The sequence below is a fragment of the Pseudoalteromonas luteoviolacea genome, from assembly GCF_021654285.1.
Classification (GTDB): Bacteria; Pseudomonadota; Gammaproteobacteria; order Enterobacterales; family Alteromonadaceae; genus Pseudoalteromonas; species Pseudoalteromonas luteoviolacea_J.
Genome location: NZ_JAKFZS010000003.1, coordinates 152,257 through 176,951, shown reverse-complemented (window position 1 = coordinate 176,951; position 24,695 = coordinate 152,257). Strand labels below are relative to the sequence as shown.

At 44.0% G+C, this 24,695-nt stretch carries 27 protein-coding genes, 6 tRNA genes and 1 riboswitch; of the genes, 29 read left to right on the top strand and 4 right to left on the bottom strand.

From position 1 onward, the window contains the following. Positions 1–16 precede the first annotated feature (16 nt). Positions 17–595 (top strand): Der GTPase-activating protein YihI, encoded by a 579-nt coding sequence (gene yihI / locus L1077_RS03620; protein WP_237135624.1) that lies wholly within the window; start codon positions 17–19, stop codon positions 593–595. Next, positions 592–1,107 (top strand): DUF2489 domain-containing protein, encoded by a 516-nt coding sequence (locus tag L1077_RS03615; RefSeq protein ID WP_237135623.1) that lies wholly within the window; start codon positions 592–594, stop codon positions 1,105–1,107. Before yihI ends, L1077_RS03615 begins: the two co-directional genes overlap by 4 nt. Before the next feature lie 45 nt (positions 1,108–1,152). Here the strand turns inward: L1077_RS03615 and L1077_RS03610 are convergent, their stop codons facing one another. Then, positions 1,153–1,308: a hypothetical protein gene (locus tag L1077_RS03610; RefSeq protein ID WP_237135622.1), complete on the bottom strand. Its 156-nt coding sequence runs from the start codon at positions 1,306–1,308 to the stop codon at positions 1,153–1,155. A 275-nt stretch (positions 1,309–1,583) separates the two neighbouring features. Between L1077_RS03610 and L1077_RS03605 the strand changes: the two genes are divergently transcribed. From L1077_RS03605 to speD, 8 genes are all read left to right on the top strand, one after another. Further along, positions 1,584–2,165, top strand: a complete 582-nt coding sequence (locus tag L1077_RS03605; protein ID WP_237135621.1) for an anthranilate synthase component II — start codon at positions 1,584–1,586, stop codon at positions 2,163–2,165. A 45-nt stretch (positions 2,166–2,210) separates the two neighbouring features. Beyond that, positions 2,211–3,386 carry an HDOD domain-containing protein gene (locus L1077_RS03600; RefSeq protein ID WP_237135620.1) on the top strand — a complete coding sequence of 392 codons (1,176 nt, stop codon included), beginning with the start codon at positions 2,211–2,213 and terminating at the stop codon, positions 3,384–3,386. A gap of 323 nt (positions 3,387–3,709) precedes the next feature. Further along, positions 3,710–4,921 (top strand): aspartate aminotransferase family protein, encoded by a 1,212-nt coding sequence (locus tag L1077_RS03595; RefSeq protein ID WP_237135619.1) that lies wholly within the window; start codon positions 3,710–3,712, stop codon positions 4,919–4,921. A gap of 85 nt (positions 4,922–5,006) precedes the next feature. Continuing rightward, positions 5,007–6,035, top strand: a complete 1,029-nt coding sequence (gene astA, locus L1077_RS03590; RefSeq protein ID WP_237135618.1) for an arginine N-succinyltransferase — start codon at positions 5,007–5,009, stop codon at positions 6,033–6,035. Between the two features lie 13 nt (positions 6,036–6,048). After that, positions 6,049–7,521: a succinylglutamate-semialdehyde dehydrogenase gene (gene astD / locus L1077_RS03585; RefSeq protein ID WP_237135617.1), complete on the top strand. Its 1,473-nt coding sequence runs from the start codon at positions 6,049–6,051 to the stop codon at positions 7,519–7,521. A gap of 195 nt (positions 7,522–7,716) precedes the next feature. Continuing rightward, complete coding sequence (locus tag L1077_RS03580; protein ID WP_187301397.1) at positions 7,717–8,055, top strand: DUF3802 family protein; 339 nt, start codon at positions 7,717–7,719, stop codon at positions 8,053–8,055. Between the two features lie 68 nt (positions 8,056–8,123). After that, positions 8,124–8,537: an OsmC family protein gene (locus L1077_RS03575; protein WP_063362859.1), complete on the top strand. Its 414-nt coding sequence runs from the start codon at positions 8,124–8,126 to the stop codon at positions 8,535–8,537. Between the two features lie 86 nt (positions 8,538–8,623). After that, complete coding sequence (speD, locus tag L1077_RS03570) at positions 8,624–9,433, top strand: adenosylmethionine decarboxylase (protein WP_039607607.1); 810 nt, start codon at positions 8,624–8,626, stop codon at positions 9,431–9,433. Between the two features lie 45 nt (positions 9,434–9,478). Here speD and L1077_RS03565 read toward each other — a convergent pair whose 3' ends face one another. Then, entirely contained in the window at positions 9,479–11,593 is a 2,115-nt protein-coding gene (locus tag L1077_RS03565; protein ID WP_237135616.1) for a TonB-dependent receptor, read from the bottom strand. Positions 11,594–11,700: 107 nt separating this feature from the next. Between L1077_RS03565 and L1077_RS03560 the strand changes: the two genes are divergently transcribed. The 8 genes from L1077_RS03560 (at position 11,701) to L1077_RS03525 (ending at position 19,205) form a co-directional block, all read left to right on the top strand. After that, on the top strand, positions 11,701–12,090 hold the full coding sequence (locus L1077_RS03560) for an acyl-CoA thioesterase (protein ID WP_063362876.1): 390 nt from the start codon (positions 11,701–11,703) through the stop codon (positions 12,088–12,090). Between the two features lie 97 nt (positions 12,091–12,187). After that, on the top strand, positions 12,188–12,595 hold the full coding sequence (locus L1077_RS03555) for an META domain-containing protein (protein WP_237135615.1): 408 nt from the start codon (positions 12,188–12,190) through the stop codon (positions 12,593–12,595). Between the two features lie 32 nt (positions 12,596–12,627). After that, a riboswitch (TPP riboswitch) is annotated at positions 12,628–12,729 on the top strand. Positions 12,730–12,900: 171 nt separating this feature from the next. Next, positions 12,901–14,853 carry a phosphomethylpyrimidine synthase ThiC gene (thiC, locus tag L1077_RS03550; RefSeq protein WP_063368104.1) on the top strand — a complete coding sequence of 651 codons (1,953 nt, stop codon included), beginning with the start codon at positions 12,901–12,903 and terminating at the stop codon, positions 14,851–14,853. Positions 14,854–14,903: 50 nt separating this feature from the next. Then, positions 14,904–15,926, top strand: coding sequence for an FAD-dependent oxidoreductase (locus tag L1077_RS03545; RefSeq protein WP_237135614.1), 1,023 nt, complete (start codon positions 14,904–14,906; stop codon positions 15,924–15,926). Then, on the top strand, positions 15,923–16,120 hold the full coding sequence (thiS, locus tag L1077_RS03540) for a sulfur carrier protein ThiS (protein WP_237135613.1): 198 nt from the start codon (positions 15,923–15,925) through the stop codon (positions 16,118–16,120). The genes L1077_RS03545 and thiS overlap by 4 nt, the downstream gene beginning before the upstream one ends. Further along, complete coding sequence (locus L1077_RS03535; RefSeq protein WP_237135612.1) at positions 16,121–16,918, top strand: thiazole synthase; 798 nt, start codon at positions 16,121–16,123, stop codon at positions 16,916–16,918. A gap of 17 nt (positions 16,919–16,935) precedes the next feature. Continuing rightward, a complete protein-coding gene (thiE, locus tag L1077_RS03530) occupies positions 16,936–18,456 on the top strand; it encodes a thiamine phosphate synthase (protein WP_237135611.1) in 1,521 nt (506 codons plus the stop codon). Beyond that, positions 18,453–19,205: a HesA/MoeB/ThiF family protein gene (locus tag L1077_RS03525; protein ID WP_237135610.1), complete on the top strand. Its 753-nt coding sequence runs from the start codon at positions 18,453–18,455 to the stop codon at positions 19,203–19,205. The genes thiE and L1077_RS03525 overlap by 4 nt, the downstream gene beginning before the upstream one ends. Before the next feature lie 62 nt (positions 19,206–19,267). Here L1077_RS03525 and asd read toward each other — a convergent pair whose 3' ends face one another. Further along, positions 19,268–20,134 carry an archaetidylserine decarboxylase gene (gene asd, locus L1077_RS03520; protein ID WP_063368098.1) on the bottom strand — a complete coding sequence of 289 codons (867 nt, stop codon included), beginning with the start codon at positions 20,132–20,134 and terminating at the stop codon, positions 19,268–19,270. Positions 20,135–20,221: 87 nt separating this feature from the next. Further along, positions 20,222–21,274, bottom strand: a complete 1,053-nt coding sequence (gene rsgA / locus L1077_RS03515) for a small ribosomal subunit biogenesis GTPase RsgA (RefSeq protein WP_237135708.1) — start codon at positions 21,272–21,274, stop codon at positions 20,222–20,224. A gap of 174 nt (positions 21,275–21,448) precedes the next feature. On the opposite strand from rsgA, the gene orn reads away from it, so the two are divergent. From orn to rplI, 11 genes are all read left to right on the top strand, one after another. Then, the gene (orn, locus tag L1077_RS03510; RefSeq protein WP_023397748.1) at positions 21,449–21,994 is read left to right on the top strand and encodes an oligoribonuclease; all 546 of its coding nucleotides are present in this window, start codon (positions 21,449–21,451) and stop codon (positions 21,992–21,994) included. Between the two features lie 191 nt (positions 21,995–22,185). Further along, positions 22,186–22,261, top strand: a tRNA-Gly gene (locus L1077_RS03505). Between the two features lie 35 nt (positions 22,262–22,296). Then, a tRNA-Gly gene (locus L1077_RS03500) sits at positions 22,297–22,372 on the top strand. 36 nt (positions 22,373–22,408) lie between these two features. Beyond that, positions 22,409–22,484, top strand: a tRNA-Gly gene (locus tag L1077_RS03495). 112 nt (positions 22,485–22,596) lie between these two features. Next, a tRNA-Gly gene (locus tag L1077_RS03490) sits at positions 22,597–22,672 on the top strand. Positions 22,673–22,708: 36 nt separating this feature from the next. Then, positions 22,709–22,784 (top strand) — tRNA-Gly (locus L1077_RS03485). Positions 22,785–22,896: 112 nt separating this feature from the next. Continuing rightward, positions 22,897–22,972, top strand: a tRNA-Gly gene (locus L1077_RS03480). A gap of 196 nt (positions 22,973–23,168) precedes the next feature. Beyond that, positions 23,169–23,510 (top strand): 30S ribosomal protein S6, encoded by a 342-nt coding sequence (gene rpsF / locus L1077_RS03475; RefSeq protein WP_023400735.1) that lies wholly within the window; start codon positions 23,169–23,171, stop codon positions 23,508–23,510. A gap of 38 nt (positions 23,511–23,548) precedes the next feature. Further along, complete coding sequence (gene priB, locus L1077_RS03470) at positions 23,549–23,878, top strand: primosomal replication protein N (RefSeq protein ID WP_039607617.1); 330 nt, start codon at positions 23,549–23,551, stop codon at positions 23,876–23,878. Between the two features lie 11 nt (positions 23,879–23,889). Next, positions 23,890–24,117 carry a 30S ribosomal protein S18 gene (rpsR, locus tag L1077_RS03465; RefSeq protein WP_005493466.1) on the top strand — a complete coding sequence of 76 codons (228 nt, stop codon included), beginning with the start codon at positions 23,890–23,892 and terminating at the stop codon, positions 24,115–24,117. A gap of 36 nt (positions 24,118–24,153) precedes the next feature. Then, the gene (gene rplI, locus L1077_RS03460) at positions 24,154–24,606 is read left to right on the top strand and encodes a 50S ribosomal protein L9 (RefSeq protein WP_039607618.1); all 453 of its coding nucleotides are present in this window, start codon (positions 24,154–24,156) and stop codon (positions 24,604–24,606) included. The last annotated feature ends 89 nt before the right edge of the window (positions 24,607–24,695 follow it).

The window sequence follows — 24,695 nt, the reverse complement described above, 5'->3', positions numbered from 1 at the left end:
TAGATGGTAGAGAAGCATGACTAGAAAGAAGAAATCACGCAAATTAGGTGAAAATGGCACACCGAGATTAAGTAAGGAAAAGCTTCATGAATTGCGTGCTATGAAAGAGCAACGCACAAAAAAGAATAAAGGGAATAAAGCGGGATCTCGTAATGCCCAAGAAGCCAAGATTGAGGTGAAATCTCAAACTGGAACCCAAACAGATCCGCGAGCAGGCAGTAAGAAAAAAATTGCATTGACGCCTGAAGTACAAACACCTAAGGCTGAGCCGCAGATGAAACGTCATCTGACGCCACAAGCGACACTCAGCAAGGCGAATGAGCCTGAACTGACGCTTGAACAAGAGTTGCAACAGCTGGAAAATGATGAGCGCTTAATGAAGCTATTAGAGCGTCATGAACGTGGAGAGCTATTAACAGGTAAAGATGCCAAGTTCTTCAATCGCGCTATCGCTCGTCACCAAGAATTATGCGAAATCCTTGGCATAGATGATGAGTTTGAAGAAGAAGATATGATTGAGGCTGATCCATTAGCTGATTTTGTCAGTAATGATCTGGCGGATGAGTGGTTAGATGATGACGAGGATGAGCGATGAGCACGATTTGGGTGGTCGCATTAGTCGTTGGTGCTTTAATTGTTGCAGGCCTAGCCTTTTATGCAGGCAAATTACTGTGGCAGTTAAAAGTACAAAAGGACACGATTGCTAAATTGAAAGAAGAGCAGGCTAAGAAGCTGGAAAAATCCAGACAAGAACGCAATGGCAAATTAGCAGATAGCATAAATTTGATTGCAAAAGCGATGAAGCAAAAGCAGTGTGAGTACTCCGAAGGGTGTTTACGTGTTTGGGTGTTGATTTCTCAATATAGCTTTGATTCAGAAGTTGTTTTAGAAAAGACCTATCCAGGTGTTTTTGAAATGTACGATGAAGTCAAAGAAATGCCGACGCACGATGCTCGCAAAAAGTATTCAAAAAAGGAAATCTTCAAAATGGATACTCAGCGTTGGCGCGCTGAAGAGCGACTTGAGGAACAAATATTGAAAGATTGCGACAAACTGCTAGAAGAGTTTAAAGCTTTACCTGGTAGCGAAAACGTGGTGTTTCAATAATTACAAATAACAGCTGAGCGAACTGCGCCCAGCTGAGTTTGACGCTTATGCCGTTTTGCAAGTATATTGCTGACCGACTGAAAAATCGGTATCAGGTGATTGGAAAACGGCTCCGCCAGCAATCTGTTTGGTTTTTAGTGTGTTGATAGCGTGCTCAGTTGATAAATTTTTGATGCGTTTCTTTTTGATTGTGAATTTCATTTTTCTTCCTTATTGTTTTAATGCTCCTCTATACTATTTTCCTTTTCCTTCTGTTGTCTAGTGTTATATGTAACAGCGTATGTGCGCGCACTTTAAGCTGATTTTTTGGTCATGGGAGAGGTTATGCCAGTGAATTTACAAATTGTGTTATCATGCACGGCCAATTGCAGAGCGTGAGCCATTGTTACCACGGTGAGAGTGGTAGTGAAGTAGTACTTTGAATTTTATGTAGTAAGTAACATGGTGAGTCTTAAAAGTTTAGAGGTAAAGACGGAATGATATTAATGATAGACAACTATGATTCGTTCACGTTTAACCTAGTCCAGTATTTTCAAAAGTTAGATCAAGATGTGCTTGTTAAGCGCAATGACGAAGTGTCTATTGCCCAGATAAAGCAGCTGAACCCAGCGCATATTGTGATTTCACCTGGTCCTTGTAGCCCGAATGAAGCTGGGATATCTTTGCAAGTTGTACAACAGTTAAAAGGACAGTTTCCGATTCTAGGTGTGTGTTTGGGTCATCAAACGATTGCACAAGCAATGGGAGCTCGAGTACACAAAGCAAAATCTGTGATGCATGGTAAAGTGTCACAGATCCACCACTCAGAAAAAGGGATGTTTAAGGGGCTACCGCGCCAGTTTAATGTCTGTCGATATCATTCTTTGGCCGTGGATCTTGAGACATTACCAAACAATTTAGCGATTACTGCGTGGACGCAAAGCGACTCTAATGAACTAGATGAAATAATGGGCTTGTGTCATACTGATCTCGCATTGGAAGGCGTGCAATTTCACCCCGAAGCAATCTTAACCGAGTATGGCTTAAGACTACTTGATAACTTTATTGCTCGCTTCTAACCTTTAAAGAGCTTTCTTTTAATATACCGAAAAAGATTATAATTGATGACACAAGATATTAGGCAGTCGCACATTGCTCAAGCCATCGCTCAGCGTGCACATGACGTTCTAATTAGCCATAACTTTGCACAGCAGCAGATAGGTTATATCCATACATTCGACATGAACTTTGGGGAGTCTATCCCCCAACGTACTATGCTCGAAGTCGAGTTGGCAGCGGCAGCTAAACGTCAAGAAAAAAGCACCAGTCATCATAAATATATCGCGAAGGCGAGTAACCACCTGCATCAAGTGATTGAAACTGGGATAGAAACTCAATTAAGTGACCTAGATTCGATTTATGCTGATGTGGTTGGCATACAAGATGCGGTGCCAACCGTATTAGATATTTTAGCCGTTAAATCTGCCTCAGTAGGGCGTTTAGAGCCATTAGTTAATGACTTATCATGGCTTGGTCGAGATCTGGTTTCTCTGGTGAACTTACCTCAGTATCGCAAAGTAAACAGTAAAGGGACGTCTGTAAAAGTGGATACGCCAGCATTGGCGCTGCGTTATCTCGGTCTGGAAAATTTACAGATGGTGATCCCAACATTTGCGGTGCGGCATTGGATGCCACATTCAACGGAGCCGTTTCCACTACTAAAAAGAAAGCTCAGAGATGTGAGTATGGCCAGTGCCATAGCAGCAAAAGCATTGGCACCTCTTTATGACGTAAAAGAGCAACATGCCTTTACGCTGGGCATGTTACTAGATTTGGGTAAAATCGCTCTGACACGCTTATATTTGCGAACTTACGAGCGTGTTTGGCAAGGGAAAGTTAAAATTGCCAGAGATAAAAGCCAAAAAGACTTACATACTGCGCTGTTAGAGTTAGGGCCAGATCCGCTATTTTTACGTAATTTGTTACTTGAGCATGCTCCTGTGGTTTCCCAGCGCCTCATCGAGCAGATGTCGTTTAAATACTTGCCATTTAATGCTGCCATGTCGGAGTTTGCGCAAAGTTATCTGCCAAATGTGAATAATAACCCAGCTGAATTATTGCCATTGACGCAGGTGCTGAAAAAAGCGTACGGCTATGCACAATTTCAGCTTTTGAAAGACAGCCATTTAATTGAACAGGATGAAGCCAAAGATTGGTTTACTTATCTAGGTCTAACCGCTCAAGAAGAAAAATTGTTGGCCAAAACATCATTACAAAGCCTCCAGCTGACAATTTTGTAAAAAAACTGGAAATTTTTTCACGCTTATTCATTCATTCGCCCCATTGCTAAGGATCGACTAAAATCCTTGTATGATGGGGGCGTATCCAATCACGACGTTAATAGTTATTCACTGTTCTTGAAAGAATATATTAAAGCCTTGAATATCAAGGGTTACAGGAGTGTTTTATATGAGACATTCCGGTATTTTTTTGGAATAATGTGCGTATGAAATTTGCGCCGATTTGGGTAATTTCGGATCTTTTACAGTGTTGCTGAAGGTAATTATTTGTAATTCCGAGCGCCCATGTGTCAGTGCTGAACTCGCTAAAATGAGGATTTAAAATGACTATTAATCGTGAATTATTCGATCAAGTAATGGTACCTAACTATTCACCTTCTGCTGTTATCCCTGTAAAAGGTGAAGGTTCTCGCGTTTGGGACCAAGAAGGTCGTGAATACATCGATTTCGCAGGTGGTATCGCTGTAAACTGTTTGGGTCATTGTCACCCAGCGCTTGTTGCTGCATTAAAAGAGCAAGGCGAAAAAATCTGGCACTTATCAAATGTCATGACCAATGAACCAGCACTTAGGTTGGCTAAAAAACTCACTGATGCAACATTTGCAGATAAAGTTTACTTTGCAAACTCTGGTGCAGAAGCGAATGAAGCGGCACTTAAACTTGCTCGTCGTTGGGCACTAGATAAGTTTGGCGCTGAAAAATCACAAATTATCGCATTTAATAAAGGTTTCCACGGCCGTACTTTCTTTACGGTTACTGTAGGTGGTCAAGCTGCATACTCTGATGGCTTCGGTCCAAAGCCAGGCGATGTTGTTCACTGTGACTATAATGACCTAGCTGCATTCGAAGCGCTTATCTCTGACAAGACCTGTGCTGTAATGATGGAACCTTTACAAGGTGAAGGTGGTATCGTTTCACCTGAGACTGAATTTGCTAAAGGCGTTCGTGAGTTATGTGACAAGCACAATGCACTGCTTATTTTTGATGAAGTACAAACGGGAGTTGGTCGTACTGGTGAGCTATATGCATACCAAGGTTTAGGTGTGACACCTGACATCTTAACGACAGCAAAAGCGCTTGGTGGCGGTTTCCCTATTGGTGGCATGATCACGACAACTGAAATTGCACAGCACCTTAAAATTGGTACTCATGGTTCAACATACGGTGGTAACCCACTGGCTTGTGCGGTTGCTGAAGCGGCATTCGATACAGTTAATACACCTGAAGTATTAAATGGCGTAAAAGAAAAAGAAGCACTTTTCCGTGAGTTACTGACTGCAATCAATGACAAGTACAACGTATTCTCTGAAATTCGTGGTAAAGGCTTATTGATTGGTGGCGTTGTCACTGAGCAATATGCTGGTAAAGCAAAAGAGTTCTTAACTGAAGGTGTTAAAGAAGGCGTTATGTCACTGGTTGCTGGTGCTAACGTAGTGCGCTTTACACCATCGCTTGTTATTTCTGATGCGGACATCCGCGAAGGTATGGCACGCTTTGAAAAAGCAGTTGCTCGCGTTGTAGAAAATAACGCATAAGTTGTCGCACAAACCAAGCGATAACCAACGTGGCGCTCGATAGAGCGTCACCTGTCTAAAGGTTTACTGAGGAGTAAGCGGGCTCATGATGATCCTTCGCCCAATCCAAAAAAGCGATTATCCAGCGCTTTTGAACATTGCCCAAGAGTCGGGGCATGGTTTTACTTCATTACCTCTAAATGAAGAGTTGCTACAAAACAAAATTGAACGTTCAATGACGTCTTTTGCTAAAGAAACTGATGTGCCTTTTGATGAAGGCTACCTGTTTGTGCTTGAAGACTCAGAGACGGGCGAAGTTGTCGGAACCAGTGCGATTGAAGCAGCAGTGGGATTAGATGACGCGTTTTATCACTATCATTTAAGTAAAGTTATCCATTCTTCTCGCACTTTAAATGTTTACAAAGCAGTGGATATTCTGACGCTGTGTAATGACTATACCGGTGCGACTGAACTATGTACGTTATTCTTAAAAGATAAGTACCGTAAAGGCTTCAATGGCAAGCTTTTATCTAAATCTCGTTTTATGTTTATTAATCAACATAAATCTCGCTTTGCAGAAACGGTCATTGCTGAAATGCGTGGTGTATCTGATGAAAATGGCAGTAGCCCATTTTGGAAGTGGTTGGAAGAGCACTTCTTCTCAATGGATTTCCCAACAGCAGATTACTTAACGGGTATTGGCCAGAAAGTATTCATTGCAGAGCTAATGCCAAAATATCCAATTTACGTTAACTTGCTAAGTGAAGACGCACAGGCCGTGGTTGGTGAAGTACACGACAATACACGCCCAGCTATCGAATTGCTGAAAAGCGAAGGCTTCACGTTTAACGGGTATGTCGATATTTTTGATGCGGGTCCAACGGTAGAAGCGAAAGTCGATAATATTCGTACTATTCGCGCAACGCAGTTCTTTAAGGTGCGTATTGCTGAAAATGTACCAGCACAGACAAATGGTTCCCCAGTGCTTATTGCTAATGATAAACTAGCAGGCTATCGTGCTACGGCAGTTGAGCTTGATGTGCCGCAAAGTGGTGAAGAAGTCACCATTTCGGCTGAATTGGCAAATGCGCTTCAGGTGACTGAAGGCGACACTGTAAGCATCGCAAATCTTTAATTGGGAAAGAATTATGACAACACATGCAGCACAATTTATCAATGGTAAATGGTCAGCGGGTGAAGGTGCAGAGTTTGTATCTGTAAACCCAGCAAACAATGAACAGATCTGGTCAGCAAATGCAGCAACCGCTGAACAGGTTGATAGCGCAGTAAAATCAGCACGCGAAGCTTATTATCTGTGGAGCGATTTGAGCTTTGAAGCACGTTTAGACGTAGTAAAACGTTTTGCTGAGGTTTTGAAAGAGCATAGCGAAGAGCTTGCAATCGCAATTGCCAAAGAAACAGGTAAGCCACTTTGGGAAACGCGCACTGAAGCAGGCGCAATGGTAGGTAAGATTGCCATTTCAGAAAAAGCATATAATGAGCGTACCGGTGTAGTAGAAAATGCAATGCCTGTAGGTCGTGCTGTTATTCGCCATAAAGCACATGGTGTTGTTGCGGTATTTGGCCCTTATAACTTCCCTGGCCACTTGCCTAATGGTCACATTGTACCTGCGCTTATTGCTGGTAACACTGTGGTATTTAAGCCGTCTGAATTAACGCCATATGTCGCTGAGCTGACATTAAAGCTTTGGGAAAAAGCGGGTCTACCAGCTGGTGTTATTAACCTAGTACAAGGTGAAGTAGACACAGGTAAAGCACTTGCATCGCACAAAGGCATCGATGGTTTATTCTTTACGGGTTCATCTCGCACAGGTCACTTCCTGCATGAGCAATTTGCCGGTCAACCTGGCAAAATCTTAGCGCTTGAGATGGGTGGTAATAACCCGTTAATCGTTAAAGATGTGACAGATACTAAAGCGGTTGTACACGACATTATCCAGTCTGCATTTATTTCAAGCGGTCAGCGTTGTACGTGCGCGCGTAAACTATTTTTACCTCACGGTGAGCAGGGCGATGCAATCCTAGCGCAATTATTGCGTGCAACAAAAGCGATTAAGATTGGTAACTTTGACGATGCTGATCAGCCTTTCATGGGCTCTATGATTTCTGAAACGGCGGCGGCAGGTATGGTTGCAGCACAGCAGCAACTTATCGACCTTGGCGCAGAGAGCTTACTTGAGCTGACGCACACTGCGGGTACTGGCTTTGTTACCCCTGGCATCATTGAATGTACAAAGGTTGCTGATTTCCCTGATGATGAGCACTTCGGTCCGCTACTGAAAGTATTCCGTTACACGGACTTTGACGCGGCTATTGAGCTTGCGAATGATACCAGCTTTGGTTTATCAGCAGGTCTATTAAGTGACAATGAAGCAGATTATGACCATTTCTTACGTCGTATTCGTGCGGGTATTGTTAACTGGAACCGTCCAATCACGGGTGCATCAAGTGCCGCACCATTTGGTGGTATTGGCGCATCTGGTAACCACAGAGCAAGTGCATATTATGCAGCAGATTACTGTGCATACCCAGTTGCTTCTGTTGAACTTGAAAAAGTTACATTACCAGGAAGCTTGAGTCCAGGCCTATCATTAGATTAAAATTACCTGCATTAGGTAATTCACAACATGGCTAAATGCTATGTTGTGATGCGGAGACGAAGTCTCACGCTTTATTCTTAAAAAGCAGCATTTGCTGCTTTTTTTATTTTTCAGGGTCGCTCAAAAGTAGCAATCAGATCGAGTTTCTGCTTAAATCAATAGGAGATGTCATTGGTAAACTCAGGTGGGCAATATATGGTTTTAGATAAACAAGGATATGATGAGTTAGTCATGTATCTGACACAAAATTTAGCCTTGTTTGAAAAGCCGGGTGTGGTAAAGCCGAATGCACCTAAGGTCGTTGAATTAATTGAAGACGTTATCGCTGAACATGTGATCCGTTTGTGTGAACAGCACACTGGCTTATCAACCGAGCAGCGCGGCTTGATCGTACGTGAAGTTGATGGCATTGTGTACGACCTACAGGAAGTGTTATCAAGTGTTGTTGATCAACGTGTAACAGAAGAACAACAAGAGTTTATCGAAGAGTTTGCTGGTTTGGTTAAAAACTTATTTGATTCTGCCATTCAGTAAGCTGGAATAGATTTATATTTTTAATAACACCGCCTGATGGCGGTGTTATTGGTTTTAGAAGGTGTACTATGCAAGCAAGTGTAAAATGGGTTGGTGGCGATACATTTTTAGGCCGCTCTCACTCTGGTCATAATGTGGTATTTGATGCAGGTGCTGACAGTGCAGCGCCTAGTCCGATGGAAATGGTATTAATGTCGGCGGGCAGTTGTGCATCTGTGGATGTTGTCAGCATTCTTAAGAAAGCAAAACAATCTGTTGAGAGTGTGGAAGTCGAACTTTCTGCAGAGCGTGCAGAGTCTGCGCCTAGAGTATTCACCAAAATCAATCTACACTTTGTAGTTACGGGTGACAATGTGTCTGAAAAGCACCTTGCTCGCGCCGTTAATTTGTCTGCCGAAAAGTACTGCTCAGTTGCCTTAATGCTTGAAAAAGCAGTGGAAATTACGCATACCCACGAGGTTGTACAAAGCGAAGAAAAATAACGCTTTTTAAGCTGTTACTTTTCGTATAAAATCCGCGAACTTTTAGTTCTGCAGCGCAGATTTTCTTGTTTTAAGGTGGGTCTATCGTGAACAAGCCCTTTAATAAAATTAAACTCCACGGCTTTAACAACTTAACAAAGAGTTTAAGCTTTAGTATCTACGATATTTGCTACGCCAAAACTGAGCAACAGCGAAAAGAATATATCGAATATATTGACGAACAGTATAGTGCTGAGCGTTTAACGGATATTCTTAAGGAAGTTGTCGATATTATTGGTGCGAATGTCTTGAACATCGCTCGTCAAGATTATGACCCACAGGGCGCCAGTGTGACTATCTTGGTATCTGAGGAGCCGGTAGAGGGGACGATGCCGCATTCTCAGGAAACACCTGGACCTTTACCTGATTCAGTTGTGGCCCATTTGGATAAAAGCCATATTTGTGTTCATACTTATCCAGAAGCGCATCCGCACGATGGGATCTGTACGTTTAGAGCGGACATTGAAGTGTCTACCTGTGGCATTATTTCTCCGCTTAAAGCGCTGAATTTCTTAATTCACTCGCTTGAGTCAGACGTGGTGACAATCGATTACCGAGTACGTGGCTTTACCCGTGATGTGAACGGTGTAAAACACTATATTGATCACCCAATTCACTCAATTCAGAACTTTATGACTGAAGATACAAAAGACGCTTACCAAATGGTCGATGTGAACGTGTATCAAGAGAACTTGTTCCATACTAAGATGATGCTTAAAGAAACCGATTTGAATACCTATCTATTCGGTATTACAACGGATGAGCTCACTGATGAGGAAGAAGAAGAGATCCGTAATAAATTAAATCGTGAAATTCAAGAAGTCTTTTACGGTAGAAATTTACCAGATCCAGAGTAGAGTCAAAGATAACAGTAAAAACGGCGCTTAAAGCGCCGTTTTTTATTACAGTGTATAGTTAAACGTTAAGCCATATACACGAGGCTCTGCATATTGTACATACGTATCCGTTGCCCAGCCATTTCTTGGATCATTACCAAATTGGAAGCCACGTACAGGCACGTCTCTATCTGCTAAGTTACGCCCCCATGCTGTTAAGCTCCAGCTTTCACTGAAGTATGAAACACTGGCATTGATCAGGTTCTGGTTTGGTGCTTGAGCATCATGACTATCAGAGAAGAAGTAGTCATCTTTACCTTCAAATCCTAATTGCGCACTGATGTTGTTGGTAACGTCATAGACAAAGCTAAAGGCATATTGATACTTTGGTGACTGAGCTTGTTCGCGGCCATCAAAGTCGTCGCCATTCACAGTAATGAAGTCCTCAATCTTGGTATCTAAATAACCCACACTATATTGCAGTGACAGTGCGTCAAGCAGTTGGCTACTCCCCTCGATTTCAAGGCCATAATTTGTGCCTTTGCCAGCATTGCTAATAAATCCGGCAAATTGCACGCCTTCTAATTGCCATTGCTTTAACTGCATGTCTTCTCTGTGCATATAAAATGCGCTGAGGTTTAAAGTATGGCGCTTGTCTTCAGATTGGCCTTTAACACCAAACTCAAGATTCCAGAGGTACTCAGGGTCGAATGTGAAGCCTGATTGTGGAATTGTAATGCCATCATCTTTGGCTTTAGCAAGTGCTTCACCGTTCACACCACCCACTTTGTAACCGCGATTTAAGCTGGTATAGATCATTGTTTGTGGCACAACTTGGTACTCAAGCGCAACCTTGCCACCGACCATAGTATCATCTGTGTCTAAGTCGAATGCATTGCTGTCCATGTAATCACTTGAATATGACTCAACGCGGATACCTGTAATGAGTCTGACATCATCTTGTAGCTGTGTGACCTTGTGTGCAAATAAGGCATGGTTTTGTGTTTCGAAGTTAGATTTAAACTGTGCTGGGAAGTCACCATGTTTGCCTCTATTACGGTCCAAATCGACATCATGTCTGCGACTCACTATTCCAACGACCCAAGACTTATCTTTGCTTTTAACTCTTACTTCGGCCGAGCCTCTCTCATGGTCTCTCGCATACTTGTCAAAGTATTGGCCATAGTAAGCGATATGATCTGGGTGAAGGCCAGCTTCACACAGTGACGGTTGCGCTAAATCTGCACAAACCCAGTCTTCATCATAGCTGTATACGGTATCAGCTTGCAGACCACTGGTAAGTATTTCAATGTCGACAGAAGATAAACCTGTGTAGTCAGCGGTTAAAGAGAATGCATCACTTTGTTGTGTATCCTGACCAGGCTGGCTTGCAACACTTTGGCGTGTATTGTCTAAAGTAAAGCCATCATAGCCATTCTCAATATCAATGTGGTGATAGGCAAAGTCTAGGTTTAAATCGTCGCTCGCAGCATAGTTGAGTTTAAATCTTGCGATACTTTCATCTAAATCCTGAGTGTCCTCATTTAAATACACATTTTCAACAAAGCCATCAGATTGCTTTTGATAAATACTGGCACGTGCGGCAATCGTGTCAGTCAGACCTGCACCGACCGCAACGCCTGCTTCGTGTGTGCCATAATTTGCAGCGCCTAATTTAAGGTTGAGGCTGGGCGCTTGGGTGGGTGAATTTGAGTGAATATCAATGATCCCGCCCATGGCGTCTGCACCAAATTTAGTGCCTTGAGGACCTCGATAAATGGCGACTTGATCCGCATCGAATAGCAATGCGCTGCCACCAAGGCCAGAATAATTAATATTGTCGATTAAAACGCCCACACTGGGTGTGATTGGATCAACAAATTGTGATCGCAGGCCAACCCCACGGATTTGCACAAAGCGGCCACGAGAAGCGCCAGCAGTAAAGTTGACATTGGCTGCGCTGTTGAGGATTTCATCTAAGTAGCTAGCGCCACGTGTAGTAATTTGCGTTTCACCAAAGACAGAAGCACTTGCACTTAATGTTTGTAGTGATTCTTGCTGAAAGTCTCCACTAACTTCAATGGTTTCAATACTATTTGTTGCTGTAGAGTTTGTCTCATTCGCTGAGCTAGAAAATGCCACCATCAGACCCATGGTGAGTAAAGAGAGTTTTAATTTCATTCGTTTATATATGTCCCGTGTTAGTTGCGCACTAGTTTAGCAAAAGCCCGACCAGATGACTGAAAAATTGTGTTATAAACTTTTGCAATCTAATTTGAGGACGAATGATGACGTTTAAAGTTGACTTTAAAGTAAGAGATTATGAATGTGACCTGCAGGGGATCGTGAACAACAGTGTGTATTTTAACTATTTAGAGCATGCGCGACATGAATTTTTAGCGCATAAAAATATCGATTTCGCAGCGTTAGCTGAACAAAAAGTAAACTTGGTTGTGATCCGCTCTGAGATGAATTACAAAGACTCCCTTCGCCCAGGTGATGCGTTTTATGTTGAAGTTGAAGTGGAGAAAGTCAGTAAACTGAAGTTTGCATTTCATCAAAAAGTACTAAGAAGCCGAGATGATAAACTGATGTTGGATGCGATCGTAACAGGTACATCGGTCAATGAGCGCGGCCGTCCGTTCCTACCTCAGGAAATTGAGCAACTATTTTCGTAATTTTTAACAGGATAGGCAATTTATTACATATTTTTACTGCCTATTCTGTGCTGCCAAGCGTTATAATTAGCACTGATTATCAAACGATTGGTTTACCATGAAATATTCCTTTTTATTATGCTTGTTGAGTGTGGTTTTGATGGGATGCTCAAGTACAGGGACGGTAAACGCAGACACACTCAAATATTCAAGCTGGCAGTTTATATCTGATGATATGAACGTTAAAAATGACCCCATCCGTATCGAATTTTTAGATGCTTTTCGTGTTAATGGTTTTGCTGGTTGCAATCGCTTTTTTGGCCAAGCTGAAATCAAAGACGGACAATTATTTGTATCTAATATTGGTATGACCAGAAAGCTATGTGATGCAGCGACCAACGAGCGAGAGGATGCATTTTTAAATATGCTCCAAATTGGGGCGCCTATGCAATATAAACAAAGTGAGTTGGTTTTAAGTTCGGACCTTGAATGGCGTTTTAAATTGGTTGAAGGTCGCTTTGACTAATGGGGTGACATTCAGTAGACTTTGTCTCAATTCGTTACTTGTCGGAGTGCCCTTTTGGGCTGAGATCGCTGTATTGCGGGATCCGTGGACCTGATCAGGTTAATGCCTGCGTAGGGAACAAGCTGCCTTGATGGTGTACCAAAGTGTATGGATGTTAAGGCTGCCAAGTTTGCTAGTGTCGTGCTAATAAACTTTTCCACCAACATCACTGTCTAGCTATGCTTTTTATATGGTATAGATAAGTGAACCCTATCTCTTCCTTTCGGAATTCTGACAAGACACCTTAACTAACAATGAGGCATGTCATGTCAAATAACAGTAGCAAGTTGTCACGTCGCGAGTCACGCGAAGCGGCTTCAGAATTTATCTATAACCTTAAAGGCCAACCCTTTCCTAATTCAAAGAAAATCTATGTAGATGGAGAGCAAGATGGTGTTCGTGTTGGAATGAGAGAGATCTCATTGAATGACTCTTTTGTTGGGGGCACAGAAGAAGAACCTGTCTACGAAAAAAATGAGCCAGTTCGAGTGTACGATACATCAGGCCCTTATACAGATCCTGAGTTTACGTTAAACGTCCGTGAAGGTTTGCCAAAGTATAGAGAGAATTGGATCGTTAACCGTGACGACACAGAGCTGTTAGACTCAGTAACTTCAAAGTTTTCTCAGCAACGTATGGCGGATGAAGGCTTAGATCATATTCGTTTTGAAAACCTACCTAAGATACGTCGGGCAAAGCCGGGCAAAAATGTAACACAAATGCACTATGCACGTCAGGGGATTATTACACCTGAAATGGAATTTGTTGCTATCCGTGAAAACATGGGCCGTGCAAAAATTCGTGAAGAGCTATTGGCAGAGCAGCATGAAGGTCAGTCTTTTGGAGCAGAGATCCCAGATTTTATTACACCTGAATTTGTTCGTTCAGAAGTAGCGCGTGGTCGAGCGATTATTCCAAATAATATCAACCACCCAGAATCTGAGCCTATGATTGTGGGTCGTAACTTTTTGGTTAAGGTGAATGCCAATATTGGTAATTCGTCGGTCACCTCATCAATTGAAGAAGAAGTAGAAAAGCTAGTATGGTCAACGCGTTGGGGCGCTGACACTGTGATGGACCTTTCTACAGGTCGTTATATCCATGAAACCCGTGAGTGGGTAGTGCGTAACTCGCCAGTCCCAATTGGTACCGTGCCTATCTACCAAGCGCTTGAAAAGGTAAATGGGGTTGCAGAAGATCTTACATGGGAAATTTTCCGCGACACCTTAATTGAGCAAGCGGAGCAGGGTGTTGATTATTTCACCATCCATGCTGGCGTGCTTCTACGTTATGTGCCTATGACGGCAAAACGTGTCACCGGTATTGTGTCGCGTGGTGGTTCAATTATGGCGAAGTGGTGTCTTGCACATCATAAAGAGAACTTCCTCTACACGCACTTCGAAGACATCTGTGAAATCATGAAGCAGTATGACGTCTGTTTCTCATTAGGTGATGGTCTGCGTCCTGGTTCTATTGCAGATGCCAATGATGACGCGCAGTTATCTGAATTACGCACATTGGGTGAGCTGACAAAAATCGCATGGGAGCATGACGTACAGGTCTTTATTGAAGGCCCAGGTCACGTGCCAATGCACATGATCAAAGAGAATATGGATGAGCAATTAAAGCACTGTCATGAAGCGCCTTTCTATACGCTTGGCCCACTGACAACGGATATTGCCCCGGGCTATGATCATTTCACCTCGGGTATCGGCGCGGCGCAGATCGCTTGGTACGGTACAGCGATGCTGTGTTACGTAACACCAAAAGAGCACTTGGGCTTACCGAATAAAGAGGATGTGAAAGAAGGCTTAATTACTTATAAGATTGCTGCACATGCTGCTGATTTAGCAAAAGGCCACCGTGGTGCACAGATCCGTGATAATGCGTTATCTAAAGCGCGCTTTGAATTCCGCTGGCACGATCAATTCAACTTGAGTCTTGACCCGGAAAGAGCCTTGTCTTACCACGATGAAACACTGCCACAAGAGTCAGGCAAGGTCGCACATTTCTGTTCAATGTGTGGACCTAAGTTCTGTTCAATGAAAATTACCCAAGATGTCCGTGACTATGCAAAAGAGCTAGAAGCGCGTGGTATTGACCCGAATAATGTGGGTGATGCGATTGAAATCAAAATGGTTGATGTTGAAGCTGAAATGAAGGCAAAGTCTGAAGAGTTCAAGAGCACTGGCTCTGAGATCTATCACAAAGCTATTTAACTTTATAGCGCTGCAGTCTAGTGCTGTAGCGCACAACAACTGGAATTCTCATGACAGAGTACGGAGCAAAACCATCCGTTGCTATCGTTGGGTTTGGCTTAGTTGGCAGGGTCGCAGCATTGGAGTTGATGGATCGTTATCAACTCACTATTTTTGAAAAAGATCCGCAAGATGCGCAAACGGGTGCCGGCACTCTAGCCGCCGCTATGTTAGCGCCTTTGGCGGAATCGGTGATTTGTGACCGAACACTTGCTGAGCAAGGCTTGAAAAGCATTGCTTTGTGGCCCAGTTTACTTAAAAAGCTAGACACACCGGTATTTTTTCAGCAGCAAGGTAGTTTAATCGTCGCGCACCAACAAGATAGAGGCGATCTACAGAGCTTCGAACAGCGTTTAAAACCTTTGGGTGAACATCAATCAACACGGGTGAGCCAACGTGATATTGCTACCTTAGAGCCTGAACTTGGCAGCAAATTTAACCAAGGGCTGTATTTACCCTGTGAAGGGCAATTAGATAACCTCGCTTTCTTTACAAGCAGCTATAAGACGTTGTGCCGTCGCGGCGTCGATTTTCAATTTACTCAAGCTGCCGTTATTAAAGAGGGTAAAGTTAATGGTCAAGTATTCGATTGGATCATTGATTGCCGAGGGGTGGGGGCTAAGCAAGATAAGCCAGGGCTTCGCGGTGTGCGTGGCGAGGTGGCGCGTATATTTGCACCAGAGGTCAATTTACAGCGTCCAGTGCGCTTAATGCATCCACGTTACCCGATTTACATTGCGCCTAAGCCAAACCATCAATATGTGATTGGTGCAACTGAGATAGAGTCTCAAGATGCCAATGACATTACCGTGCGCTCTACATTGGAGTTGTTATCAGCGGCCTATACGGTACACAGTGGTTTTGCTGAGGGGAGAGTCATGTCCTTAAATGCGGGCTTACGGCCTGCGTTTGTCGATAATCACCCGCATATCGAAGTTCAGAATAATGTCATCTCAATTAATGGTTTATATCGGCATGGGTATTTACTTGCGCCAGTTGTTGTACAACAAGCACTTTCAAAGGGGCTACTATGAATCTAACTTATAATGGCGAGGCTATCCGTATTGAAAGCGCACAGTCTTTGCAGCAAATCATCGTCAGCAAAGGGGCAAAGCCGCCCTTTGCAGTGGCGCTCAATGGGCAGTTTGTACCCTCAGCGAAGCTTGGCGAGACCATGCCTAATCAAGGTGACAGCATTGAAGTGCTCTCACCTATCCAAGGGGGTTAGATGATTAACCCTCATTCTGAACAGCTTAATATTTATGGTGAGTATTTTAATAGTCGATTATTGATTGGCTCTGCGCTTTACCCTTCGCCGCAAATTATGCAGCAAGCGATACAAAGCTCGGGGGCAGAAATCGTGACTGTATCATTGCGCAGACAAAACTCGGTTTCAGCAGGTGAAGACTTTTGGCAGCTGATAAAAGAGACTGGGCTTAAAGTGCTACCAAATACCGCAGGTTGCCACAGTGTGCAAGAAGTCGTGACTCTGGCGCAGATGTGCCGAGAAGTCTTTGATACCGATTGGATAAAGCTGGAGCTGATTGGTGATGAATATAATTTACAACCAGACCCTTTTGGTTTGTTAGAAGCGACGGATATCTTGTTGAAAGACGGCTTTAAAGTATTACCCTATTGCACTGATGATTTAGTGTTATGTCAGCGATTAGCGGATCTTGGCTGTGAAGTGCTTATGCCATGGGGTGCGCCGATAGGGACAGGTAAAGGGCTCATTAATACCTATAACTTAAAGACCATTCGTGAACGCCTACCAGAGCAAACCTTGATGGTGGACGCCGGTCTTGGGTTACCCTCCCATGCTTGCCAAGCACTCGAATTAGGTTACGATGCCGTGCTATTAAACAGTGCTGTTGCAGGTGCCGGCGATCCGGTCAAGATGGCGGCGGCATTTTCTCATGCTGTGGAAGCGGGTCGTATGGGCTATGTTGCACAAGCAATGCCAGAAAAAGAGGTCGCAGCGCCTTCAACGCCTACTATGGGCATGCCTTTTTGGCATCAAAATTAAGAAAATTAGGAGTCCAAGTGTCAAAAGTTGTATGGAGTATTGCAGGTTCTGATTCCGGTGGTGGTGCAGGTGTGCAAGCAGATTTAAAAGCGATGCACAGCTTTGGCGTACATGGTTGCACAGCTATTACGGCATTGACCGCACAAAATAGCCTTGGTGTAGAGTCTTTAAATGCGGTATCAACCGAGGTTATAGAAGCGCAATTATTGGCGCTTGAGTCGGATATGCCGGCTGCGGTTATAAAAATTGGTATGTTGGCCAATGTGCAGCAAATTCAATTGATTGCTGAGCATTTGACACGCTACAAGGCGCGTTGGGAAACGCCGCCTGTGATTGTATACGACCCTGTGGCAATTGCGACCAGTGGTGATTCATTGACAGAAGAAGACACTGTTGATGCTCTCAAAACTCACTTACTGCCTTTAGTGGATGTGATCACACCAAATACCCATGAAACGCAGTTATTGACGGGCGTCTATTTAATTGGACCTGATGCGGTGCGAGAGGCGGCACAAAAGCTGCTGTCATTTGGGGTAAAGTCTGTGGTGATTAAAGGTGGCCATTGGGATTACCCGAAAGGGTATTGCATTGATTACTGCTGGCATCAAGAGGAAGAATACTGGCTGGGCAATGAGTCTGTTAATACACCGCATACACATGGTACGGGGTGCAGCTTGTCCTCGGTTATTGCGGCTTGTTTGGCAACAGGTTATCCACTCAAAGATGCCTTTATTTTGGGTAAAGCCTATATCAATGCAGGGCTGAAAGCGGCTAAACGCTATGGTGAGGGGATTGGGCCTGTTGCACATACTCACTTCCCAGAGTCTATTGCGGATTACCCTCAAGTGATTGAGCCTGGCAGCTGGTTGGGTGATGAGCTTGAATTTTTAGTACCTGATGAGTACAACTACGCCGCTGGGTTTGCACCCATTGAAGGCGAGCTAGGCTTATATGCTGTGGTGGATACCGTTGATTGGATTGAACTGTGCTTAAAGAATGATGTTAAAACAGTTCAGTTACGCATAAAAGATGCTGACTCTCCAACCCTTGAGCAGGATATTGCCAAAGCAATTGAGCTTGGCAACACCTATGGCGGCCGTGTGTTTATTAATGATCACTGGGAACTGGCGATAAAACATGGTGCATACGGTGTGCATTTGGGTCAAGAAGACTTAAATGTTGCGGATTTAAATGCTATCAAACAAGCTGGGCTACGATTAGGCCTATCGACGCATGGTTTTTATGAAATGCTACGTGCGCATAATTATCGACCTAGCTACCTAGCCTTTGGCGCAATTTATCCAACAACCACAAAAGATATGACAGGGCAGATCCAAGGCTTAGAAAAACTGCGTCACTTTGTGCCTCTCATGCGCTCCGAATATCCGACAGTTGCCATTGGTGGTATTGATTTGGCCCGCTCCAGTGAAGTTGCCGCGACGGGCGTTGGTAGTGTCGCTGTGGTTCGCGCGATTACCGAGGCGCAGTCACCTGAGCAAGCGATTATCGACCTTAAGCAGACCATAGGCGAGCAATGAGCGGAGAATTAACCGATAGGGAGCGGCTGAGATACAGTCGCCATATCTTGTTAGACAAAGTGTCAGAAACGGGTCAAAAACAGCTCAAATCGGCGCATGTAGCAGTCATTGGCTGCGGAGGGCTCGGTAGCCCAGTGTTATTTTATTTGGCGGCCAGTGGCGTTGGCACCTTGTCATTCTATGATGATGATAAGGTTGAGCTGTCGAATCTTCAGCGTCAGATACTATATAAGGTTAATCACTTGGGGCAGGATAAAAGCCTTGCTGCTAAAAAAGTGTTGGCCAGTTTGAACAATGATATTCAACTTAACCCGCATAATCTTCGCCTCTCTAAAGACAACATTGAAGCGCAATTAAAAGGTGTTGATTTGGTGGTGGATTGTAGTGATAACTTCACCACACGCTATTTACTTAATCAATATTGCTTTGATAATGGAAAAGTGTTGATCTCGGGCGCAGCGCAAGCCACCAGTGGGCAATTTGGCTTTTTTGATTACCGCGAGTACAGTGCCTGTTATGCATGTTTATTTCCTGAAGCTGAGCAGGGTAGCGAAGGACTTAACTGTCAAAACGCAGGGGTAATGAGCCCGTTACTGGGCATGGTTGGCTCAATGCAAGCGCAAGCCGTGTGTAATGCGATATTGGGCTTGCAACAAGGAGAGAGCTTTTTTGTGAGTATTGATGCGTTAACGCTGATGCAAAGACGGTTTGCGTTAGCGAAAGACCCTGCATGTAAGGTATGTAATTAAACTCATTTGTGCAAAGTGCAGGTGAAGATAATAAAAAGGCCCTGAGCGGGCCTTTTTAGTTGTTATTGATTGATGGTCGCAAATGGCGTGCCCATTCTTGTTACTGTTTCTGGCTGTTGATCCGCCAGGAATTCAGCAGTGTCTGCACCCCACGATAGAATCACAGTTGAACCCAGCTTAAAGCGGCCCATTTCATCGCCTTTTTTCAATTTAATGGCTTGCGGCCCTGTCGTTGGGTAATCCCAACTAAATACATCTTTGCCTGCTGGTGGCGTGACAGTGCCTGCCCATACAGTTTCAATGCTTGCTACGATGGTTGCACCCACTAACACCATTGACAATGGACCAATGTCGGTATCAAAAATGGCGACTACTCGCTCGTTGCGAGCAAATAAGTTGGGGACATTTTGTGCCGTTAGAGGATTAACAGAAAATAGGTCACCGGGCACATAGATCATCTTTTTTAATACGCCATCTACTGGCATATGAATGCGGTGATAATCTTTTGGTGCCAAATAAATAGTCGCGAACTTACCACCTAGGAAAGGCGCAACATCTTGCTCGTTACCACCTAATAGCGTTTGTAGGCTGTAATCATGGCCTTTTGCTTGAATGATCTGACCATCGACGACATCGCCAAGTTGACTGATTGCACCGTCAACAGGGTGGGCAATGATATGCTCTTCAGTGGCTAACGGACGAATACCGGGCTTCAGCGGGCGAGTAAAAAATTCATTAAACGTCTTATAATGCGCAGGATCTTCGTGCAATGCCTCGGTCATATCAATTTTATATTGCTTAATGAATAGCTTGATCAACTGAGTTGTCAGCGCGCCAGCTTGGGCTGCAGCGAGTTTACCCACTAAACGTGATACTGCATGTTTAGGAAGCGCATATTGCAGAGCAATTTTAATTTTATCCAAATTCACATTATTTTCCTGAAGTCTCTGCCAAGTGCACCGTCGCTGCCATTGGCGTTATTTACATAAATTATCTAAAACCGGTAACGGATAGTATCAAACTCTTGGCGCGCGCGCACCTGCACGGCCATCGGCCATTGACTCTAAAATACGGTGATAGCTATCAAAGCGCAGTTCACTGATTTTACCTTGTTCAACAGCTTCGGTGATCAAACAACCAGGGTCGTTAAGGTGCTTGCAGTCTCTAAATCGACAACCACCGATGAACTCTCTGAACTCTTTAAAGCACCAAGTAACGCGCTCTACTTCCAAGTGCCATAGGCCAAACTCACGGATCCCCGGGCTATCTATGAGGTTGCCCCCGCTTGGTAAGTGATGAAGTTTCGATACCGTGGTTGTATGCTGCCCTAAGCCACTGTTTTCTGATACTTCTTGAGTTAAGATATCTGCATCAGGCAAAACCGTGTTGACCAGCGTAGATTTGCCGACACCTGATTGACCAACAAATATGTTGTTCTTATCTTTTAATAACTCTTTAAGCTCGTCGATACCTTCTCCTGATTTATTACTGACCAGCAAGACGCGGTAACCCAATTCACGGTAGATATCGAGCACCTCATCGACATATTCGAGACCTTCAGGGTCAAGTAGGTCAATTTTATTAAGCAGTAAAATAGGCTCAATACCCATATCTTCACAGGCCACTAAATATCTGTCTATGATCTGTGGCGTGAACTCTGGGACTACCGCAGAGACCATTAATATTTGGTCAATATTGGCGGCCACGACTTTGACACCGTCATAAAAATCTGGACGCGTGAGCTGTGTGCGCCGTTCTTCAACGGCTTCAATTACACCAGCTAAATCGCCCTCACTGACTTTCGCGCGGCGGAAAATGACGTTGTCACCGCAGACTAAACTGTTCACGGTGCGGCGGATATTACAGCGCAGCACTTCGCCATCTTCGACTTCAATATCTGCATGCTGACCAAAACGGCTTACAACGATAGCCGGCTCGGTGGGGCCGAGGTTGTCTGATTGCCACTGTAATTCAGCGGTTTCATTATGTTTGGCTTTAGCCAAACGCTTCTGTTGGTTGGCCTTAATCCGTCTGGATTGGCCATGACTGAGTTTTTTTCGTTTTGCCATATCTGTAAACTCACGAGACGAATTATTGCGAATGATTGGTGTATAAGCCATTCATAGGCTATAACTCAATAAAAATGCCCCGCTTTGTAAAAAAAAGCTTTTGGTCGAGTGATGAAGCTAATATGATATATCTAATTGCATTGGATCTAAAGGAAAGTACCGTTAAGGTAGTGTATGTCTTTTCATGAATCAAACTTGGTCTGGCTCGACCTAGAGATGACAGGGCTAGAACCTAAAACAGATAAAATTCTCGAAATTGCAACTGTGATAACAGATTGCGATTTAAATGTGCTTGCTGAAGGTCCAGTGATAGCTATTCATCAAAGTGATGAGTTGCTTGATAATATGGATGAGTGGTGTACGAACCAACATGGCCGCTCAGGGCTAACTGCGCGCTGTAAAGCAAGTACGTTTAGCGAAGCAGACGCGATAGCGCAAACACTCGACTTTTTGAAGCAGTGGGTGCCACCAGGTAAATCACCTATGTGTGGTAATTCCATCGGGCAGGATCGTCGTTTTCTTCACAAGTATATGCCAGAACTTGAAGCATACTTCCATTATCGCAACCTTGACGTGAGCACGATTAAAGAGCTTGCAAGGCGTTGGCGACCTGAACTTTTAAATGATATCAAGAAGAAAAGCTCGCATTTAGCATTGGACGATATCAAAGACTCCATTATGGAGTTGAAGGTTTATCAAGAAAAATTCTTCAATTTATAAAAAAAGCTTGCAAAGCATTTTGTATCTTGTAGAATCCTGCCCCGCTTGAAACGACAAGCTCTTAAGGCTAAGAGTCAGTTTTTTTGAGCGGGTTTTGTTAAGACAAAATTATGAAGCAGCATTAGCTCAGCTGCTAAAACGTTAGACGCGACCTGTCGTGCTCCAGCGGACAATTTAGAGCAACCTATGAAGCGGCACTAGCTCAGCTGGTAGAGCGCGACCTTGCCAAGGTCGAGGTCACGAGTTCGAACCTCGTGTGCCGCTCCAAAAAAAAGTCTTATTAAATAATAAGCAAATGTGATGCGGCACTAGCTCAGCTGGTAGAGCGCGACCTTGCCAAGGTCGAGGTCACGAGTTCGAACCTCGTGTGCCGCTCCAACAAAAAAGCCTTATTGAATAATAAGCAAATGTGATGCGGCACTAGCTCAGCTGGTAGAGCGCGACCTTGCCAAGGTCGAGGTCACGAGTTCGAACCTCGTGTGCCGCTCCAACAAAAAAGTCTTATTAGATAATAAGCAAATGTGATGCGGCACTAGCTCAGCTGCTAAAACGTTAGACGCGACCCGTCGCGCTCCAGCGGGCAATTTAGAGCAAACTATGAAGCGGCACTAGCTCAGCTGGTAGAGCGCGACCTTGCCAAGGTCGAGGTCACGAGTTCGAACCTCGTGTGCCGCTCCAACAAAAAAGTCTTATTGAATAATAAGCAAATGTGATGCGGCACTAGCTCAGCTGGTAGAGCGCGACCTTGCCAAGGTCGAGGTCACGAGTTCGAACCTCGTGTGCCGCTCCAACAAAAAAGTCTTATTAAATAATAAGCAAATGTGATGCGGCACTAGCTCAGCTGCTAAAACGTTAGACGCGACCCGTCGCGCTCCAGCGGACAATTTAGAGCAAACTATGAAGCGGCACTAGCTCAGCTGGTAGAGCGCGACCTTGCCAAGGTCGAGGTCACGAGTTCGAACCTCGTGTGCCGCTCCAACTCTCTCCCTACTATTTTCTATTTTTCAAATTCTTATAACTTTTTTCTCTATTAATCCTGATTTCTTGCATAAAAAGATTGCTTATTTTTAGCACTATGCGTAAAATACGCGCTCTTTCGGCCATATTAGTCGTTCCTTGCCTTAACCCGGCCGGCCGAAACGGGACGAGGCTATACTAACCGTAAGGAATATCCATGCGTCATTACGAAATCGTATTCATGGTTCACCCAGACCAAAGTGAGCAAGTTCCAGGTATGATCGAGCGTTATACTGGTTCTATCACTGAAGCTGGCGGTACTATCCACCGTTTAGAAGACTGGGGTCGTCGTCAACTGGCTTACCCAATCGAAAAGCTTCACAAAGCACACTATGTTCTTTTGAACGTTGAAGCGCCAACTGAAGTAATCAACGAACTTGAAACTTCTTTCCGCTACAACGATGCAGTGCTACGTAACCTAGTTATGCGTACTAAGAACGCTGTAACAGAAGCTTCTCCTCTTGCTAAAGAAGAGAAAAAAGAAGCAGCATCTGCTTAATCGTTATTGATTCGGATTTGACTCACCACTAGAGGTAATTGGTGCAAACTCAAGCAGACCCTTATACAAACCAGTTCGTTTTATCTGGGATTGTTTGCAAAACACCAAAATATAGTCAAAGTCCTGCTGGCATTGCGCATTGTATTTTTGTTTTAGAACATAAGTCGATGCAAATTGAAGCCGACCTTAACCGTAATAGTTATGTGCGAATTCAAGTTGTTGCTAGCGGTGATAAATTCCGAAATCAACTAGAGCATTTATACGTTGGGCAAGGGTTGCAAGTGAGGGGGTTTTTAAACCGCCACGAGAGCCGAAACGGCTTGAGTCAGCTTGTACTTCATGCACAACATATTGAAAGAATTAATTGAGGAAATTACTCATGGCACGTTATTTCAGACGTCGTAAGTTCTGCCGTTTCAAAGCAGAAGGCGTACAACAAATCGATTACAAAGATCTAGCTACTCTTAAAAACTATGTAACTGAAAGTGGCAAAATCGTACCTAGCCGTATCACAGGTACAAGCGCTAAGTACCAGCGTCAGCTAGCAGCAGCTATCAAGCGTGCTCGCTACCTAGCCCTTCTTCCGTACACTGACTTACACAAGTAAGCCGGCTGATTAATAGTTTTTAAAAGGTGTAGAGACATGCAAGTTATTCTACTAGACAAGATCGCTAACCTAGGTAACCTAGGTGACCAGGTTTCTGTTAAATCTGGCTTCGCACGTAACTTCTTATTCCCTAAGGGTAAAGCAGTTCCTGCAAACAAAGCTAACATCGAAACTTTCGAAGCTCGCCGCGCTGAGCTAGAAGCAAAAATCGCAGAAGAACTAACAGCTTCTCAAGCTCGTGCTGAAAAACTTGAAGCACTAGCTGAAGTTACTCTAGTTTCTAAAGCGGGTGACGAAGGTAAGCTATTTGGCTCTATCGGTACTCGTGACATCGCTGACGCGATTTCTGCAGTTGGTGTTGAAGTAGCTAAAGCTGAAGTTCGCCTACCTCTAGGTACTATCCGTGAGACTGGTGAATTCGACGTAGCTATCCAAGTACACTCTGACGTAACGGCAACTATCAAAGTTATCGTTATCGCAGAAGCTTAATTTATTAAGCGTAAACCGCACACCCAGTGTGCGGTTTTATCCCTCCCCTGAAAAAATTACAACGACATAAATTTTCAGTATAAAAAAGC

What these genes read in the sequence shown, in the direction of transcription:
- yihI (WP_237135624.1), top strand. Translation starts at nt 17, where the DNA reads ATGACTAGAAAGAAGAAATCACGCAAATTAGGTGAAAATGGCACACCG.
- L1077_RS03615 (WP_237135623.1), top strand. Translation starts at nt 592, where the DNA reads ATGAGCACGATTTGGGTGGTCGCATTAGTCGTTGGTGCTTTAATTGTT.
- L1077_RS03610 (WP_237135622.1), bottom strand. Translation starts at nt 1,308, where the DNA reads ATGAAATTCACAATCAAAAAGAAACGCATCAAAAATTTATCAACTGAG.
- L1077_RS03605 (WP_237135621.1), top strand. Translation starts at nt 1,584, where the DNA reads ATGATATTAATGATAGACAACTATGATTCGTTCACGTTTAACCTAGTC.
- L1077_RS03600 (WP_237135620.1), top strand. Translation starts at nt 2,211, where the DNA reads ATGACACAAGATATTAGGCAGTCGCACATTGCTCAAGCCATCGCTCAG.
- L1077_RS03595 (WP_237135619.1), top strand. Translation starts at nt 3,710, where the DNA reads ATGACTATTAATCGTGAATTATTCGATCAAGTAATGGTACCTAACTAT.
- astA (WP_237135618.1), top strand. Translation starts at nt 5,007, where the DNA reads ATGATGATCCTTCGCCCAATCCAAAAAAGCGATTATCCAGCGCTTTTG.
- astD (WP_237135617.1), top strand. Translation starts at nt 6,049, where the DNA reads ATGACAACACATGCAGCACAATTTATCAATGGTAAATGGTCAGCGGGT.
- L1077_RS03580 (WP_187301397.1), top strand. Translation starts at nt 7,717, where the DNA reads ATGGTTTTAGATAAACAAGGATATGATGAGTTAGTCATGTATCTGACA.
- L1077_RS03575 (WP_063362859.1), top strand. Translation starts at nt 8,124, where the DNA reads ATGCAAGCAAGTGTAAAATGGGTTGGTGGCGATACATTTTTAGGCCGC.
- L1077_RS03565 (WP_237135616.1), bottom strand. Translation starts at nt 11,593, where the DNA reads ATGAAATTAAAACTCTCTTTACTCACCATGGGTCTGATGGTGGCATTT.
- L1077_RS03560 (WP_063362876.1), top strand. Translation starts at nt 11,701, where the DNA reads ATGACGTTTAAAGTTGACTTTAAAGTAAGAGATTATGAATGTGACCTG.
- L1077_RS03555 (WP_237135615.1), top strand. Translation starts at nt 12,188, where the DNA reads ATGAAATATTCCTTTTTATTATGCTTGTTGAGTGTGGTTTTGATGGGA.
- thiC (WP_063368104.1), top strand. Translation starts at nt 12,901, where the DNA reads ATGTCAAATAACAGTAGCAAGTTGTCACGTCGCGAGTCACGCGAAGCG.
- L1077_RS03545 (WP_237135614.1), top strand. Translation starts at nt 14,904, where the DNA reads ATGACAGAGTACGGAGCAAAACCATCCGTTGCTATCGTTGGGTTTGGC.
- thiS (WP_237135613.1), top strand. Translation starts at nt 15,923, where the DNA reads ATGAATCTAACTTATAATGGCGAGGCTATCCGTATTGAAAGCGCACAG.
- L1077_RS03535 (WP_237135612.1), top strand. Translation starts at nt 16,121, where the DNA reads ATGATTAACCCTCATTCTGAACAGCTTAATATTTATGGTGAGTATTTT.
- L1077_RS03525 (WP_237135610.1), top strand. Translation starts at nt 18,453, where the DNA reads ATGAGCGGAGAATTAACCGATAGGGAGCGGCTGAGATACAGTCGCCAT.
- rsgA (WP_237135708.1), bottom strand. Translation starts at nt 21,274, where the DNA reads ATGGCAAAACGAAAAAAACTCAGTCATGGCCAATCCAGACGGATTAAG.
- orn (WP_023397748.1), top strand. Translation starts at nt 21,449, where the DNA reads ATGTCTTTTCATGAATCAAACTTGGTCTGGCTCGACCTAGAGATGACA.
- rpsF (WP_023400735.1), top strand. Translation starts at nt 23,169, where the DNA reads ATGCGTCATTACGAAATCGTATTCATGGTTCACCCAGACCAAAGTGAG.
- rpsR (WP_005493466.1), top strand. Translation starts at nt 23,890, where the DNA reads ATGGCACGTTATTTCAGACGTCGTAAGTTCTGCCGTTTCAAAGCAGAA.
- rplI (WP_039607618.1), top strand. Translation starts at nt 24,154, where the DNA reads ATGCAAGTTATTCTACTAGACAAGATCGCTAACCTAGGTAACCTAGGT.